The organism is Methanobacterium sp., assembly GCA_039666455.1.
Taxonomy (GTDB): Archaea; Methanobacteriota; Methanobacteria; order Methanobacteriales; family Methanobacteriaceae; genus Methanobacterium_D.
This window is the reverse complement of record JAVSLW010000011.1, coordinates 31,610-48,463: the sequence shown is the minus strand read 5'-3', so window position 1 is coordinate 48,463 and position 16,854 is coordinate 31,610. Positions and strand designations below refer to the sequence as shown.

The window sequence follows — 16,854 nt, the reverse complement described above, 5'->3', positions numbered from 1 at the left end:
ATGAAAATAGAAAAGCTTATGGAGTCTTACAAACCATTGATCGCAATTCCAGTTATCATAACCCTGATTGCCATTGTAATTATTGCATTTAATGGTATAGATCAGGGAATTGAATTAAAAGGAGGTACTATAACCACTTTGAATCTTGAAAAACCTTTAGATCAATCTCAACTTGAAAGCATGATAGAAAAAGGGCTTAATACAACTGAAGTAACTGTAAATTCATTTAACGGTACCACAGCTACTGTAACCATAGGCGGAGCTACAGATGTAATAACATTCAGCAACTTAATGAATGGAACAGCTACAATAGAAAGTTACAGTTCTATAGGGCCAGTATTAAGTGCACAGGCATTAAATCAGGTTTACTGGGCACTGGCCATAGCTTTCATATTCATGTCCATCACTGTATTTATAATATTCAGGAATTTTGTGCCTTCCATGGCAGTTATTCTTGCAGCACTGACTGATCTTATTATTGCAGTTGGTGGAATGAGCCTGTTTGGAATTCCACTTACACTTGCATCTGTCGGTGCTTTGCTCCTGCTTATTGGTTACAGTGTGGATACAGATATTTTACTCACCACACGTGTACTTAAACGTAGAGAAGGTACCGTAACAGAAAGAGCAATGGGTACTATGAAAACAGGTTTTACCATGGCTGCAGCATCTATTGGCTCAATGGTAGCATTGTACATTGTAACTGTATTTTTCATCCCATCTGCAGAAGTTCTTTCAGATATTGCTGCTGTTTTGATTATAGGACTTGTAGCTGATATTCTGGCTACATGGCTCATGAATCTTGGAATTCTTAGATGGTACATGGAGAGTGGTGGAAGATGAGCAATGTAATAGATTTCTTAAAAGATTATCGGGTTATTCTACTTATAGTCCTTGTAGTAGGTAGTTTAGCTTATATTTCGGCCCATGGAATACAGCAAGGGCTGGATTTAAAGGGCGGTTCTATAATTCAAATTCGTTTAGACCAGCCAGTTGATTCAGACACCATGAATCAGGTTACCACAGTTCTGGACAAGCGTCTTAACGCATTCGGTGTTGCAGATATTAAAGTTCGTGCAAGCGGAAACCAGGATGTGATTGTGGAAATTGCAGGTGTTAAACCAGAAGAAGTTGCAGATATTGTGGGAAATCCCGGTAAATTTGAGGCAAAAATAGATAATCAAACTGTTCTTACAGGAGCAGATATAGTAACAGTTAGTCCACCGGAAGTTATAGGAAATGAAGGACGTGTTCCATTTAAGATTACTTTAGAAGGTGCACAGAGATTTGCAGAGGCTGCAAAAGGTAAAACAGGCACGCCAGTTGATATGTATCTGGATGATGAACTGGTTACCTCACCAGTATTAAGTGAAGGAGTTACTACTGGAGTACCTGTAACTGATGTAGAGATAACTGTTCCTGGAGACTCAAAAGCAGACGCAGAAAAACAGGCCAGAGATACTCAAATCTTTTTACAATCAGGATCGCTACCTGTAAAGGTTGAAATAGTTGGAATTAGCAGCGTATCTGCCGAACTTGGAGATCAGTTTACAAATGGTGCTTTAATAGCAGGTTTGCTGGCATTAATTGTGATTTCGGTTATAATATTCGTTAGATACAGAATTCCTATACTGGTTATTCCAATTATCCTTACAAGTCTTGCAGAACTTATCCTGATTCTTGGTACAGCCTCAGTAATTAAATGGAATATAGATTTACCAGCTATTGCAGGTATTATAGCTGCAATTGGTACTGGTGTGGATGACCAGATTGTTATAACCGATGAAGTTCTTAAAGGAAATAAAAATGAGAAAAATAAAAGAAGTAGAACCGGGTTTAAAGTAAAAATTAAAGAAGCATTCTTTATTATATTTGCCGCAGCTGCCACTTTAATTGCTGCAATGCTTCCTTTAGCCTATATAGGATTTTCAAGGGGTTATACAGGAATAGGAATTCTTTCTGGTTTCGCGTTCACCACAATTATTGGTATACTGGTTGGAATATTTATTACAAGGCCAGTTTATGCGAAATTTATAGAAAAATTCATTTCAAAAGAATGATGTGTTTTACATCATTTCTTTGTTTTTAAACTACAGGTGCCTGGTTATATTCATGGTTGAAATACTGTATTTAATCTCCCTGTTTTTGATAATAGCATTTATAGCCGAAATTGGAGGTACAATAGCAGGTTTTGGCTCTTCAACTATTCTCCTACCTTTATCATTGTTTTTATTTGATTTTAAAACTGCGCTGGTCCTGGTTGCTTTTGCACATCTTTTTGGAAATTCAGGTAGAATAACATTTTTCAAGCACGGACTGGATAAGAGATTAATAATCTTATTTGGAGTTCCAAGCGTCATTTCAACGTTTTTAGGTGCATATCTTGTTGTTTACGTTCCTCAAAAAATTTCCATATTAATAGTTGGAATTTTTCTGCTGATATTTTCAATTCTATCATTGAAATACCCTGATCTAAAATTTCAGGCAACTAATAATACAGCAGTTTTAGGTGGCGGAATATCAGGATTTTTTGCAGGTTTAATTGGAACAGGAGGAGCTATTAGAGGAGCTTTTTTAACTGCTTTTAAGTTGAAAAAAGCAAAATATATTGCTTTAGCTGCTGCAGTTGCCTTAGCAGTGGATTTAACCAGAATTCCTGTCTATATTTTTAATGGTTTTTTGGAGTTACAATTTTATTTTATCCTCCCATTACTGCTTCTGGCCTCTATAAGTGGTTCCTATACAGGTAAAAGAATTGTAAATAAAATTCCTCAGGAAAAATTCAGAATAGTGGTGCTGATTGCAATTGCACTCCTTAGTTTGAACTTTATTATTCGCAGCTTATTTTTCAGCTAATTTTGAGATTTTAGAATATGTTTTTCACCAAATATAAGTTAAATAAAGAACTTAAAAATAATTGATGAAACTGGATCAAAATAAAGGAATAAGTGGTTTAAAGGACTACGAATCCTGGATCAAAGAAGGAAATAGTCATTTTAAACGTAAAGAATATACTGCTGCTTTAATATGCTATGATAAAGCACTGGAATTGTATGCAGGAGATTCAAGAATCTGGGATAATAGGGGAGTTGCATTATCATCCATTGGAAGATTTGATGATGCTGTGGAGAGTTTTGAAATCGCACTTGACCTAAAACCCGATAATTCTAAAGCCTGGTCAAATATGGGAGTTGCACTATCTGCACTTAGAAGATTTGATGAAGCAATTAACTGTTTTGATAAGGCGCTTGAAATTGAGCCAGATGATGTTAACACATGGGATAACAGGGGAACTGCATTATTCAGCATTTCTAAATACGATGACGCACTGGAATCTTTTAATCACGCTTTAAAACTAAATCCAAATGATGCAAAGGCATGGGCAGGTAAAGGATCAGTTCTAAGATTTATGGGCAAATATGAAGAGGCCATTGAAAGTCTGGAAAAATTTATAGAACTTGCACCTCCAGAATTAGCTGCCCAAAATCAGGAGGCATGGGCTATGATTTTAGAGTTAAAACTGCTTTTAAAAAGACAGAAATGATTAATCAGTTTTATAATGGAAAGAACTGCTCTTATCCCTTTTTAAGCTTTGAATCATCATGTATCTGCATTATCCTGATTTTTTAAAAACAGAACATTTTATTAAATTTAAATTAAAAATTAATAATAGTGACAAAAATATTAGAAAATAATGAGGAGAGTGATAAATAATGCCAAAATCAGGATTTTCTTCATTAGATAAATCTATGCAAAAAACAAAGGAATGGTTACACGATGTGCAGAATGAACTTGGATGGGAAGATGAAAATGAGGTATATATAGCATTTAAATCTGTTATTCATACATTAAGAGATAGATTACCGGTTGAAGAAGCTATAGAACTTGGTGATGAACTTCCAATGGTTATGAAAGGAATATATTATGAAGGATACAGTCCAAGAAGAAAACCAGAAAAAATAAAAAACCAGACCCAGTTTTTCCAAAAAGTTCAGGAAAAATCCCCAAGGCGGGAGATAAAGACTGACGAAGCCACAAAGGGTGTATTTTCCCTGCTCCAAAAAAAGCTTGGTGGTGGTGGAGAAATAAATAAGGTAAAACATAACCTTCCAAAGGACCTTCAAAAGTTATGGGAATCTTAGAAATAACTTAAATTGAGGTTGTTAGAGGTGTTGCAAAAAGCGTGGCCAGCAAAAACGCAGCGAAATGTTATCACTTCTATATAAATGAACTCTAAAAGTTTGTTTGGAGAGTGTTCAACACCCAAAAACTGTTAGTCCTACCAGATAGAAAAAAATTTATTATGTAAACACTATTATTAAATGGTTAAACTTAACTACTACTATAACTAAATTACAGTGAAAAAATGAAAACACCAAAGAAACTCAAGGTTAAATCAATTAAAAACGGGACAGTAATAGATCATATAACTTCAAACAAGGCTTTAAGTGTTCTTAGAATTCTGGATTTACCTGATGAAAAAAGGACAGTGACAGTTGCAATGAATGTTTCATCTTCCCAAATGGGTAGCAAGGACATAGTTAAGATAGAGGGAAGAGAACTTAAACCTAAAGAGGTTGATAAAATTGCACTTATAGCACCTTTAGCAACAATTAACATCATCAGAGACTATGAGATTGTAGAAAAAAGTAAAGTTACTCTTTTAGATGAAATAAATGATATTTTAGAATGTCCAAACCCAAACTGCATTACCAATACCGATGAACCTGTAAAAACAAAATTTCATGTTACAGGAAAAAAACCGGTAAGTTTAAGGTGCTATTACTGCGAAAGAATCATGGAACAAAATGAAATTGAAGCTCAATTTTAATTTTATTACGGGTGTTTGTATGAATAAGGCCTTATATTTTTTAATTATCCTTTTTTTCATTTCTCCAGTTTCTGCTAATGTTTTTGTAAGCGAACCTGCAAATGGAATAGTAACAGCACCAGCAGCATCATATACAAACAATCAGCTCATTTTCAGCGATAAAATTCCAAATCAAGCGGTTTTAAATTATGTTAATGGTAAAGAAACCGTTGTTGTAGGGGATATCCTGTTAAATGGAGAAAAAATCCCGGCAGATTCTGCAAGCCTTTCTAAATACTGGAAAAACAGCGAGGTTGTGGTAATTGGGACAGGGAAAGATGCTTCTGCAGCATTAGTTGCAATAAAAAATAATTCACCTCTATTTATAGTTGGAAGCTCTGTTCCTGATACTGTAAATAAGGAAATTCAAAGGTTAAATCCAAAAAAAATCATAATATGTGCATCCCCATCATCCATACCTGATTCTGCCCTTGAAATATATCCTGATATCCAGAAAGAAAGATTCTGGAAGGGTACTGATGCAAGTACCATCAGCGCTCTTGGTGGAAATGATCAAAAAATTAGAGTCCCCTTAACACTCATGCCAGTTGCAGTGACCCTGTGGAAAAATTCATCATTTGAAATTGGTGATAAAGTTACGGTCAATGACAAAACAACTTTATGGTCCTCCACTGACATCACCACAGGCATTGTAATGAACAGCTATGCATCTGGAAACCTACCAGTAATTTACATAACCTGTGATAACTTCATTTCTAAAAGTACCGATAAAGAAATGCTTAATAGCATAAAAAATGCAGTTTCTGGTTCTGCTAATGTGATTATCGATGAAAATTCGCCCAAACCTGGAGAAGCTCCCAGAACAGTCCAAAATGCACCGGGAGGAATAGCTGCTTATATTGCTGCAGCAGATCCCGGATCAATGGTTGATCTTGTAAATGGAGTCAAAAAAGGTTATCTTAAAGCTGATGCTCAAAAGTTAAATGGAATTGTTTTTATAAACTATGGGAAGACTAATTTAGAAAGTACAGATTACCTTCCAAGGGCTCATGACGACAATTATTCCAGCCAGTTTTTCGCTGGCCTGTTCAGTCCATCATCATTTTTAGAAAGTTCGGGAATAGGTTTAATCCAGCCTAACATTGGAACATCATCAAAACAGGAAGAAATTAATAAAATAGCTGCAGGACTCATTGATGCAGCATATTTATCCAATAAAAATCAGTTAAATTCTAATTACAACTTTGAATTAATAGGTGTTCATGAAATAAACCCTGAAAATGTTGCTTATGCTTCTCAAAGTATCTTAAAAAATAAAACACCAGAAATAGGATATTCAAAATGGATGTATTTAGCTTCACAGTATGTAAGTGGCTATCCCCTAAAAAACAGTACTGAAAATTTTTCAAAAAGTAATAAATCTGGAAAAAACACATATTTTGGCGTTTTAACCATTGGAGAATACAGATCTGTTGGAAAAGCTGTATCAAAATACATGGAAACCAATAAAACTGTTCCTGAATCCATTGAAGTAGATGGAAGAGTATTTAGAAAGGCGGATTTGGAATATTTATTTCAAAGATTGACCTATGATCATACAGACAAACGAAATATGACTTTTCCAAAATACATTTTCCTGAACAGGTCCAATGAGCCCTTTGATATAATAGTAAAGTACATTAGAAGTTTATTTTATCAATTATCTGGCTAATTAAAAATACCCCTTTCCATTGAAGCTTTTACACTTCCATTTTTTATTCCAATTTTTGATACATAAAAAATAATTAAGTGTATTTAACACATAAAGAAACAATTGATACAAATGGTGTTGACATGTGCTATGTAATGAAATATCAATTGGAAAAGGAATCATCAAAGAGAGTTGAAATTATAGACATCACCTCAGATATTAACAATATTCTTGGGGGCTGCAAAATAAATGAAGGTATAGTCAATATATTTGCAGTTCATTCAACTGCAGGAATTGTGATAAATGAAAATGAACCCGGATTAATCAATGATTTTCAAAAATCACTGGAAAGAATAGCACCTGAAAATAACAGTTACGAACATAACAATATAGATAATAACGCTGATTCCCATATAAGAGCATTTTATATAGGAGGTAGTGAAACTGTTCCTTTTTCTCGTGATTCATTAAGTTTAGGAACCTGGCAGAGCGTCTTTTTTGTGGAACTGGACGGTCCAAGAAACAGAAAATTTATTGTAACGGTTACTGGAAAATAAAATGAAAAACTGAACTTTAATTAAATTCAAGTTCAAAGGCAATAACCGGATATTCAAGGTCAAAATTAGTTATAACTTCCGGACTTAATTCACCAAAGTATCCTGTAATGTTTAAATCTTCAAAAATCATGGATTTTTGATGCCCAAAATCTTCGATTTTGACAGTATTAGATTTCCAGCTATTAACTCCTTTCACCCCTGCACACCTACCTTTAATGAATGAAGGGTGTTTATAAGATTCTATTTCCATTTTAAGGCCAAGATTTACAAATATTGAGTCCACAATGGATTTTATTTCGGTGAAATTGGCCGTAGAATGTGTTACGGCTCCTGCAATCTTTTTAATATCTCGTGTGCATGTTTGGCAGGTTTCATCCCTGTAAACAACAGTTCCCACTTCAAAAATCTTTTGGGGCAATTCCTCATGTTTATTATCTTCTAAAAACTCCATCAAACCCTGTAAAAGATTTTTTCGAAGCATTGTCCTTTCTACAGAAATAGGTTGAGCCACCATTACTCTTTCATCTTCTTCAAGTTTCATGTTCTGGTAGTGTTCTTTTTCACTGGTTAGCATGAGGCTCATGGTTTCTAAAAAACCCATTCCACTTAAAATTTCTCTTAAAAGATTATCAAAGACTTCACCTTTATCTTCAAAGGCAATGGTGGCAATTTCTGGTAACTGAGGCTCTATTTTGTTAAAACAGTATCCAACAGCTATATTTTCAATAACATCGACTTCATGAAGTATATCAACTCGATAGGCAGGGATAACAGCCTGAAGAGAATCTTCATCTTCAATTTCAGCCCCCATTCTCACCTTTGAAAGTACATTTGCAATGTCATATGCAGTTAAATCCACTCCAATAATTTTTCTGGCATTTTTAACCTTAATTTTCTTCTTTTTAGGTATCAGATTGGGTGTTTCAACATCTCTATCCTCATAAACGATGTTCAATGATTTTAAATTTCCCCCAACCTCTGCAAAAGAAGTCATAATAATATTCAATGCATATTTAACTGCCTTTTCATCAGTACCGGTAACATCAATAAGAACATTTTTTGTATTTTCTGTAAGTTTAGTAAGTTCTCCATTAATTATGGGAGGCATAGAAAGCACATTATCATTATTATCTACAATAAGTGGATATTTATCGAATTTTTCAATTAAATGAGCATATTTAACCCCTTTTTTATGACCTTTCAGTATTTGCCTTAAACTCATTTCTTCATCATGTTCAAGAGGTATAAAGGAAACATTATCAGGATCTGCAGCTTTATAATAAAATGGAGGTTCAATAACATCTAAATTATGAATTCCAATTGCTACTTTTTTTCGATCCCTTCCTATTACCCAGTGAAGATCTTCTTGAAAATCCATAATTCGTTTCAACTTATTTCCGCTTAAATCAACATTTTCAATGATTCCCATTGATATAAAAGGCCTGATATTTTTTAACTGTGCATCCACTTCCACACCTATACCAGACTTTTCAACAAAATACTCTGGAAGCCCCTTTTCTATATCTAAAAACCCTTTAAGAGTCCTTGCAACTCCCTCTACACTTAAATAGTCTGGTCTATTTGGAAAAAACTCTACTTTAATAGTTTTATCATCATAATCATCAATATCGCTTCCAATCATAGGGAGAAGCTTTATTAATTTATTTTTATCAATTTCTCTCCCTAATATTTCATAGAGATCTTCGTAATCAAAGGTTATAACTGGCATGACGTCATCCTCAAAAGAGTAATTAAAATAGATTTTATTTAATGAAATAATTTAACTTACTTTTAGACAATATATTAAACCACTGCATGACTTTTTATAATTTCTATTATTTAAACAATATTAAAGAGTTCAAATTTTACTGGAAGGTGATAAGATAAAAGAACTTGATGAACTTAAAAAACAGTTATCGTTCAGTTTAAAGGAAAAAAAAGTAATCGAGCGCCTTGATGTGCCCCATGACATATTTTTACCCCTAATATTTTCAATTAAGTTTGGTGGAGACTGGAGCCTTAAATTTGATTCTACTAAAGTAATGGCAATTAAAGAAAAGGTAACCCGATTTGATGGCGAAAAAAAGATTGGATATACCCTTGAAATCATGTTTTTATTTTATAATCCTGTTTTATTAAACCAGGAAGGAACTGTATATCGTCTTGAAAAGTGTGGAGACAGAAAAGAAAGGGAAATTGTAAAAAGACCTTTTAAAGTTACAATAGATGCAGAGTATGCCTTAAAAGCATCTCTAAATCCAATGACCAAAATAATATCTATTGAGAAGGTCAAAGGACCATTTAAATTCAGTGGATCCAGCGCTTATGGAATTTCACATGAAATGGAGCATCTTTTAGAGGGTGAAATAAGTGGAGAATCTATTTTCGAATTTGAATATGAAATTAAGGGCCAGTAAATCCAGTTTATAGTTAAGTGCAAAATTTCAGGCCACTAATACGAAAATTATTTATAGAACCTCTAACCCACTGATAAAATACAAAGAATAGAGGTTGCGGAAATTATACTATTTCCAAACCACAAAATAAAAAAAATTTTGAGGTGATATAGTGGCACAATTAAGTGGTGGAAACCAGCCAATTTTAATTTTACCAGAAGGTACCAACAGATTTTTAGGAAGAGACGCTCAAAGAATGAACATCATGGCAGGGAAAGTCCTTGCAGAAACGATAAGAACAACTCTCGGCCCCAAGGGAATGGACAAAATGCTTGTAGACTCCCTTGGAGATATTGTAGTTACAAACGACGGTGTAACCATCCTCAAGGAAATGGATATTGAACACCCTGCAGCAAAAATGCTTGTTGAAGTTGCTAAAACTCAGGAAGACGAAGTAGGCGACGGTACAACAACAGCAGTCATCATTGCTGGAGAATTACTGAAAAAAGCAGAAGAATTACTGGACATGGATATTCATCCAAGTACTGTTGTCATGGGCTACAGGCAAGCGGCCGCAAAAGCCCAGGAAATCTTAAATTTAATCTCATTTGAAGCTGATGACCGTGACACTCTATTAAAAGTAGCAATGACTGCAATAACTGGAAAAGGGGCCGAAATAGCAAGAGAATCTCTTGCAGAACTTGTTGTTGACGCTGTAATGCAGGTTGAAGAAGACGGAGAAGTGGATAAAGATAACATAAACATCCAGAGGATTGCGGGTGAATCTATAAACGAATCACAGATAGTTAACGGTGTTGTTATAGATAAAGGTAGGACTGACCCTGGAATGCCTAAACAGATAGAAGATGCAAAAATAGCACTTATTAAATATCCCCTTGAACTTAAAGACCTTGAAACAGATGCAAAGATCAGTTTAACTGATCCAGCACAGATGCAAGCTTTCATTGAACAGGAAGAACAGATGCTCAGTGAAATGGTGGACAAGATCATAGAGTCTGGAGCAAACGTATTGTTCTGTCAAAAAGGTATCGACGACCTTGCACAGCACTACCTGACAAGAAACGGTGTTTATGCTATTAAAAGGGTTAAAAAATCTGATATGAATAGAATAGAAAAAGCTACAGGTGCAAAACTTGTAACTAACATCGATGACCTTAATCCTGAGGATTTAGGAGAAGCAGGTCTTGTTTATGAAAAGAAAATATCCGATGAAGTATTAACCTTCATTGAAGATTCTAAAGATCCAAAAGCTGTTTCAGTTATTATAAGGGGTAGTACCAAACACATCGCTGAAGAAATTGAAAGAGCTGTAGAGGACGCTATTGGTGTTGTAGCATCCACTATTGAAGATAAAAAAGTTGTTGCTGGTGGAGGGGCACCTGAAATAGCAATATCCAAAGGATTAAAGGAATACGCTGACTCCATAAGCGGCAGAGAACAATTAGCAGTTTCAGCATTTGCTGAAGCATTAGAAATTGTTCCAAAAACACTCGCTGAAAACGCCGGACTTGACAGCATCGACGCTCTCGTTGATCTAAGGGCAGCTCATGAAAAATCACTCTACATGGGATTGGACGTTTTCGAAGGTGATGTACGAGATATGTACCGAGCTGGCGTTGTCGAACCACAAAGAGTTAAAAAACAGGCCATTCAATCCGCTGCAGAAGCTACAGAAATGATCCTCCGTATCGACGACATTATCGCATCAACTGGTGCTGGTAGAGGTCCTGATATGGAAGGTATGGGTGGAATGCCTGGTGGAATGCCACCAATGATGTAACCAGACAAAAAATTTTCAATTTTGACACAGCAAAAAACGAATTTTTTGCATGCTTTGATTTTCAAGCATTAAAGGGTCAATTCCCTTAACTTATTTTTTTAATTCAGTTAATTTAAAATTTCATTTGAAATCTAAAATAAAAACAAAAAATGGAAAAAATGATAGAATATGTTTTTGGCCTTGCAGTAAGGGTTCTTTTAATGAATGAAGAGGGTAAAATTTTAATTCTCAAGAGATCTGCAAATTCTAAAACTAACCCCGAAAAATGGGAACTTCCTGGAGGAAAAGTAGGTCGGGGAGAATCTTTTGACCAGGCACTTATAAGGGAAGTTTATGAAGAAACTAATCTAAAAATAGCTCTTGATCATGTTATTGGTGTTAGTGAACAGACTTTATATTTTATAAGGGTAGTTCATGTTATTATGTCTGGTAAGATAGTAGATGGTGAATTAAATTTAAGCAGCGAGCATGACGGTTATGCATGGGTATTTTTTGAAGATCTTAAGGACTATGAACTGGCAGATTGGTTTAATGATTTTTTTAAAGATCAGAAAAATATTAATAATTCCCCTGAAGAGGAAAAGGAAGATAAAAAATATTCTAATGAAATATTAAAGCCATGGATAGGTTCAATCAGAACCTCAATAGACAAAATATTAAGGAAAAAATGGTTTTAATGACTTATCACGGTTTTTTAATATAAAATATTTCTAAATTGTTGTTTTCCAACATTAAGTGGATATTTGATTTTTTTTTGAATTTATCATGATTAATCATAGTAAACTATATAAACAGAATAGAACTTAAAGATCACCGTATTTGATTAACTCCAAACACGAAGCATGCAGATCTCTCAAAAATCAAAGATTTTTTTGAAAAATTTTCAAGTGAAAAAAATTACATGAGGAAAATAAATGGTATACGATACAGATGTCCTGCTTAATGAAAGAAGGATTTTCAAGCCCAGTGAAACAATACTTGAAAAAGCAATTGTGAAAAACTGGGAAGAGGAACTTGAAAAAGGAAAGGATATAGAAAAATACTGGGCCAAAAAAGCTGAACAGTTTATATGGTTTAAAAAACCTGAAAAAACACTTGATGAAAGCAATAAACCATTCTTTAAATGGTTTACAGGAGGAAAAATTAATTTAGCATACAATGCTGTTGACCGGTGGATCGAAACTGATAAACGAAACCAGATAGCTATTCTGTATGTTAATGAATGTGGTCATGAGAAAAAGCTAACTTATTACGAATTGTACAGAGAAGTAAACAAATTTGCAAATGCTCTAAAAAATTTAGGGGTTAAAAAAGGCGATAGAGTTTCAACGTATCTCCCCATGTGTCCAGAACTTATCATTTCACTACTTGCATGTACAAAAATAGGGGCAGTGCACTCAGTGGTGTACTCTGGATTAAGTGTAGGAGCACTTGTAGAAAGAGTAAACGATGCAGAAGCAAAAATTATAGTAACTGCTGATGGAACATTCAGAAGAGGCAAAGTAATTGATTTAAAGAAAATTTCAGATGAAGCAATGCTCCAGTGTCCAACCGTAGAAACAGTTATAGTGGTAAAACACACAGGAACTCCCATAGAAATTTCTGATTTAAGCGGAAGGGAAATTGTTTACGAAACGCTGATTGAAGGAGAACCTGCAGAATGTGAAGCAGAAGAAATGGACGCTGAAGATCCCCTGTTTATTTTATACACATCTGGAAGTACAGGGAAGCCAAAGGGAGTTTTACATACAACTGCAGGATATATGGTGGGGGTGGGAACAACACTTAAAAATGTATTCAATATACGTGAGGGAGACTTATGGTGGTGTACAGCAGATATCGGCTGGATTACAGGCCATAGCTATGTTATTTACGGCCCGCTGCTTCTTGGAACAACAACTCTTTTATATGAAGGTGCTCCAGACCACCCTGATCCTGGAATCTGGTGGAAGATTGTGGAAAAATATGGGGTAACCAAGTTTTATACATCCCCAACCGCAATAAGGCATTTAATGAGATTTGGAAACAGATATCCAAATATCTACAATCTTTCTTCACTAAAAATATTGGGAAGTGTTGGAGAACCGATTAACCCTGAAGCCTGGATGTGGTTCTACAAGAACATAGGGAAAGAACAGTGTCCTATAATGGATACATGGTGGCAGACAGAAACTGGAGCGTATATGATTTCACCGTTACCTGTCACTCCTCTTAAACCCGGATCAGCAACAAAACCGTTACCTGGAATAGATGCAGATGTTGTGGACGGGGAAGGAAACCCTGTACCTCCGGGAAAAGGCGGTCTTTTAGTGATTAAAAAGCCATGGCCATCAATGGTTAGAACACTTGTAAATGCCGAAGAAAAGTTTCTAAATACTTACTGGAGAAAGGTTCCAGGATGTGTATATACAGCAGGAGATATAGCAAGAAAAGATGAAGACGGCTATTTCTGGATACAGGGAAGATCTGACGACGTTTTAAAAATATCAGGGCATAGAATAGGTACATCTGAAGTAGAATCAGCATTTGTAAGTCATCCTGCAGTTGCAGAAGCAGCTGTAATTGGTAAATCAAATCCAGTTAAAGGAGAAGTGATTAAAGCCTTTGTAATTTTACGGGAAGGATATAAACTCAATACTCAGCTATTAGAAGAGCTTAAAAAGCACGTAAGATATGAACTGGGTCCAGTTGCGGTTTTAGGTCAAATCAGCCAGGTTAATTCACTTCCAAAAACAAGAAGTGGAAAAATAATGAGGAGAATATTAAGGGCGCAGGAAACAGGTGAAGGCCTTGGAGATACATCAACACTTGAAGAGTGAAAAATAAAGCTTTAATACAAAAAATGGAGGAATATAAATGGGTTCAAATCCAATAGACAGAAAAGCCGAGGAAATGTCTAAAGCAGATATAGAAGAAGTAGCCTTAGATGTAAATAAAATTATTTTAGCTACAGATGGTTCCTCACCATCAGTTGAGGCCACCAGATATGCGGTTGCACTTGCAAAAATTTTAAAAGCCCAGTTAATAGCTCTCTATGTTGATGAACAATCAGCTCTCTTACTGGAAGAAAAATATGAAGAAGAACTATTTGAGGGAGTAAAACATTCACCAGCAGGGTTACAGGTTGCCCAATGGTACGGCAAGAAGAATGGAATCGAAGTGAAAACCATGATAAAACAGGGGAGTGCGCCCAAAAAAATTGTATTCACTGCCGAGGAGGAAGAGGCAGACCTGATAGTGATTGGAACAACTGGACGGACTGGTCTAAAAAGAATAGCGATTGGAAGCGTCGCTGAAATGGTTGTAAAAGCTGCACATGTTCCTGTATTAGTTGTAAGGTGAAGGTGAGGTCATGAACCGTGGAAAAGATAAGGAAACTGATACTACTGGTAAATTAATTGCAACCAATCTCAAATTAAGCGTGTTATCAGGAGCCATATTCCTTGTAATAGTGCTGATACTCCCTGTATTGAACGAATATGCAAGAAGTTTAATGCTAACCCATTTTCATGGATTTACAGTGACATACATATATACAGCTATTTTTATAATTGTAAGCGGGTGGATTATAGCACTTAATTATATTTTAAAAATTGACAGAATGGAGGAAGAATACAATGATAGATAATCCTTTGGCCATAGCACTTGTACTCCTGATGGTGGGTATTAGTCTAGCTGTCACCATATTTTCAAGAAGATTCACCCGGACAACTGCAGACTTTTATGTAGCTGGAAGGGGGATCAGTGCATCTGAAAATGCGTTTGCTTTAAGTGGCGATTTTATGAGTGCTGCAACTTTTTTAGGTATAGCAGGGCTGGTCTGGCTTTATGGATTTGATGGTATCTGGTATTCTGTAGGCTTTTTTGGGGGATGGATACTGCTATTACTTTTTCTGGCAAGTCCTTTAAGAAGGTTTGGAGCATACACCATTGCAGATTTTGTATCCGGCAGATTCCATTCGAAAAAGCTTAGACTCGCTGCGCTCATGGGCACGATCCTGATATCAGTATTTTACATAGTTCCACAAATGGTGGGGGTAGGAGACCTTCTTGTTGTTCTACTTGGCTGGGATTACACAATGTCGGTTATTTTTGCTGGGATTTTAATGACAGCCTATGTGACAGTGGGAGGTATGAGGGGTACCACCTTAAACCAGATGATTCAATGCTGGATTTTATGGACAGCCATGTTTATTGTTGTAGCATTTGCACTTCAAAAAATGGGATTCGATTTCAGTCACATGATGGAAACTGTGAGGGTAGGCGGGTTTCAAAACCCCAATAACTGGCCAGCAACTCAAGACTTCCAAAACAGTCTTTCCCTGATAGCTGGACTGGTTTTAGGTGTATCTGGACTGCCCCATATACTGATACGTTATTACACCAATCCTTCTGGTAAAGCAGCGAGGTGGGCCACTGTTTATACAATCTTTATTCTGGGTACTTTCTATATGATGGCACCTGTCGCTGGTTTTGCAGCCAGAATATTTCTGGGAGATGAAGGGGGCATAAATACGGCTTTACCTCTTTTAGCTCAGTATCTGGGTGGTGAAACATTGCTGGGTATCGTAATTGCAGGCGCAGTTGCAGCAATTCTTTCAACAGTTGTAGGTTTAATCATTGCTACAACAGGTGCAGTAGCTCATGATTTTTACACAAATCTTGTTAATCCACAGGCTTCAGAGGAAAAACAGGTTCTGGTTGCAAAGGTATCTGCTGCGGCTGTAGGCCTGTTCTCTATATTAACCGGGATCATGTTTAAAGGATTCAGTGTAGCATTCCTGGTTGGATTAGCATTTTCAATTGCTGCAAGTACCTTCTTTCCGGTGCTTCTTATGGGAACCTGGTGGAGGGGGACAACAGAAAATGGTGCGCTCGCTGGACTTATAGTAGGAATGATATCATCCACTGGAATAATAGCCACTAACCTTCTTGGACTCCATGGACTGGCAAACCCATCAATAATAACAGTACCTCTGGCTTTTTTAACAATATATATTGTATCCAGATTTGATGGTCAGATCCCTCCAGATACAGATGAATTCATGCGTAAAGTGCACTCACCTACAGACAGGTAAATGAGCTGTATGAACTTGAAGCTGCAGAATTGGTCAATGATTGACCACATTTTTTATTTACCTCTTCTTTTTTAATTTCTTAAACAGGGTGTCTGTTTTAAAGTTAACAGGTCGTCAATTTTTAAGAATTTCTGGAGCTTTTCCCGGTTTTTTACCTCAAAGTAAACATGTGACACTTCTAAATTAAAATATGAAGCCAGTACCACTATTTTTAGCATAGTTTGATATCTTTATGCTTTGCAACCCGTTTCGAGCCAATTCATGGCTTCAAAGTTCTACTATCGATAAGTTTAATTACTTTGCCAAACAAAGTCTAAATAGGGTCTTTTGAATCAGGATTTAAAGGGATATTCATTTTTATCAGCTAAAAAAATATTATATCCTATTATTAATAAATATTTCAGTTTTTAAGGTCCTATTTTAATATATACAAAATATCCAACTGTACTTTTGCCAGGGACATTTGAATAACTATCAATACGTGAAATTAAACCCAGATAA

16 protein-coding genes are annotated in these 16,854 nt (G+C 35.6%); 15 read left to right on the top strand and 1 reads right to left on the bottom strand.

Going from position 1 to position 16,854, the window contains the following annotated elements; all coding sequences use genetic code 11:
• The 8 genes from PQ963_03855 (at nucleotide 1) to PQ963_03820 (ending at nucleotide 7,078) form a co-directional block, all read left to right on the top strand.
• Nucleotides 1–843 carry a protein translocase subunit SecF gene (locus tag PQ963_03855; GenBank protein MEN4028798.1) on the top strand — a complete coding sequence of 281 codons (843 nt, stop codon included), beginning with the start codon at nucleotides 1–3 and terminating at the stop codon, nucleotides 841–843.
• A complete protein-coding gene (locus PQ963_03850; protein MEN4028797.1) occupies nucleotides 840–2,060 on the top strand; it encodes an MMPL family transporter in 1,221 nt (406 codons plus the stop codon). Before PQ963_03855 ends, PQ963_03850 begins: the two co-directional genes overlap by 4 nt.
• A 52-nt stretch (nucleotides 2,061–2,112) precedes the next feature.
• Nucleotides 2,113–2,856, top strand: a complete 744-nt coding sequence (locus PQ963_03845; GenBank protein MEN4028796.1) for a sulfite exporter TauE/SafE family protein — start codon at nucleotides 2,113–2,115, stop codon at nucleotides 2,854–2,856.
• 64 nt (nucleotides 2,857–2,920) lie between these two features.
• Entirely contained in the window at nucleotides 2,921–3,544 is a 624-nt protein-coding gene (locus PQ963_03840) for a tetratricopeptide repeat protein (GenBank protein MEN4028795.1), read from the top strand.
• Between the two features lie 169 nt (nucleotides 3,545–3,713).
• The gene (locus tag PQ963_03835; protein ID MEN4028794.1) at nucleotides 3,714–4,142 is read left to right on the top strand and encodes a DUF2267 domain-containing protein; all 429 of its coding nucleotides are present in this window, start codon (nucleotides 3,714–3,716) and stop codon (nucleotides 4,140–4,142) included.
• A 224-nt stretch (nucleotides 4,143–4,366) separates the two neighbouring features.
• Complete coding sequence (gene pyrI, locus PQ963_03830) at nucleotides 4,367–4,831, top strand: aspartate carbamoyltransferase regulatory subunit (protein MEN4028793.1); 465 nt, start codon at nucleotides 4,367–4,369, stop codon at nucleotides 4,829–4,831.
• A 19-nt stretch (nucleotides 4,832–4,850) separates the two neighbouring features.
• Nucleotides 4,851–6,542 (top strand): cell wall-binding repeat-containing protein, encoded by a 1,692-nt coding sequence (locus PQ963_03825; protein ID MEN4028792.1) that lies wholly within the window; start codon nucleotides 4,851–4,853, stop codon nucleotides 6,540–6,542.
• Nucleotides 6,543–6,664: 122 nt separating this feature from the next.
• Nucleotides 6,665–7,078, top strand: a complete 414-nt coding sequence (locus PQ963_03820) for a secondary thiamine-phosphate synthase enzyme YjbQ (protein ID MEN4028791.1) — start codon at nucleotides 6,665–6,667, stop codon at nucleotides 7,076–7,078.
• Nucleotides 7,079–7,094: 16 nt separating this feature from the next.
• Here the strand turns inward: PQ963_03820 and pheT are convergent, their stop codons facing one another.
• Nucleotides 7,095–8,807 (bottom strand): phenylalanine--tRNA ligase subunit beta, encoded by a 1,713-nt coding sequence (gene pheT / locus PQ963_03815; protein MEN4028790.1) that lies wholly within the window; start codon nucleotides 8,805–8,807, stop codon nucleotides 7,095–7,097.
• Between the two features lie 229 nt (nucleotides 8,808–9,036).
• Between pheT and PQ963_03810 the strand changes: the two genes are divergently transcribed.
• From PQ963_03810 to PQ963_03780, 7 genes are all read left to right on the top strand, one after another.
• Complete coding sequence (locus PQ963_03810; protein ID MEN4028789.1) at nucleotides 9,037–9,495, top strand: RimK/LysX family protein; 459 nt, start codon at nucleotides 9,037–9,039, stop codon at nucleotides 9,493–9,495.
• Nucleotides 9,496–9,646: 151 nt separating this feature from the next.
• On the top strand, nucleotides 9,647–11,275 hold the full coding sequence (gene thsA, locus PQ963_03805) for a thermosome subunit alpha (GenBank protein MEN4028788.1): 1,629 nt from the start codon (nucleotides 9,647–9,649) through the stop codon (nucleotides 11,273–11,275).
• A gap of 158 nt (nucleotides 11,276–11,433) precedes the next feature.
• Complete coding sequence (locus PQ963_03800; GenBank protein ID MEN4028787.1) at nucleotides 11,434–11,952, top strand: NUDIX domain-containing protein; 519 nt, start codon at nucleotides 11,434–11,436, stop codon at nucleotides 11,950–11,952.
• Nucleotides 11,953–12,189: 237 nt separating this feature from the next.
• Entirely contained in the window at nucleotides 12,190–14,094 is a 1,905-nt protein-coding gene (gene acs, locus PQ963_03795) for an acetate--CoA ligase (protein ID MEN4028786.1), read from the top strand.
• A 37-nt stretch (nucleotides 14,095–14,131) separates the two neighbouring features.
• Nucleotides 14,132–14,617, top strand: a complete 486-nt coding sequence (locus tag PQ963_03790) for a universal stress protein (protein MEN4028785.1) — start codon at nucleotides 14,132–14,134, stop codon at nucleotides 14,615–14,617.
• A 10-nt stretch (nucleotides 14,618–14,627) separates the two neighbouring features.
• Nucleotides 14,628–14,903: a hypothetical protein gene (locus tag PQ963_03785; GenBank protein MEN4028784.1), complete on the top strand. Its 276-nt coding sequence runs from the start codon at nucleotides 14,628–14,630 to the stop codon at nucleotides 14,901–14,903.
• On the top strand, nucleotides 14,893–16,353 hold the full coding sequence (locus PQ963_03780) for a cation acetate symporter (GenBank protein MEN4028783.1): 1,461 nt from the start codon (nucleotides 14,893–14,895) through the stop codon (nucleotides 16,351–16,353). Before PQ963_03785 ends, PQ963_03780 begins: the two co-directional genes overlap by 11 nt.
• Nucleotides 16,354–16,854 lie beyond the last annotated feature (501 nt).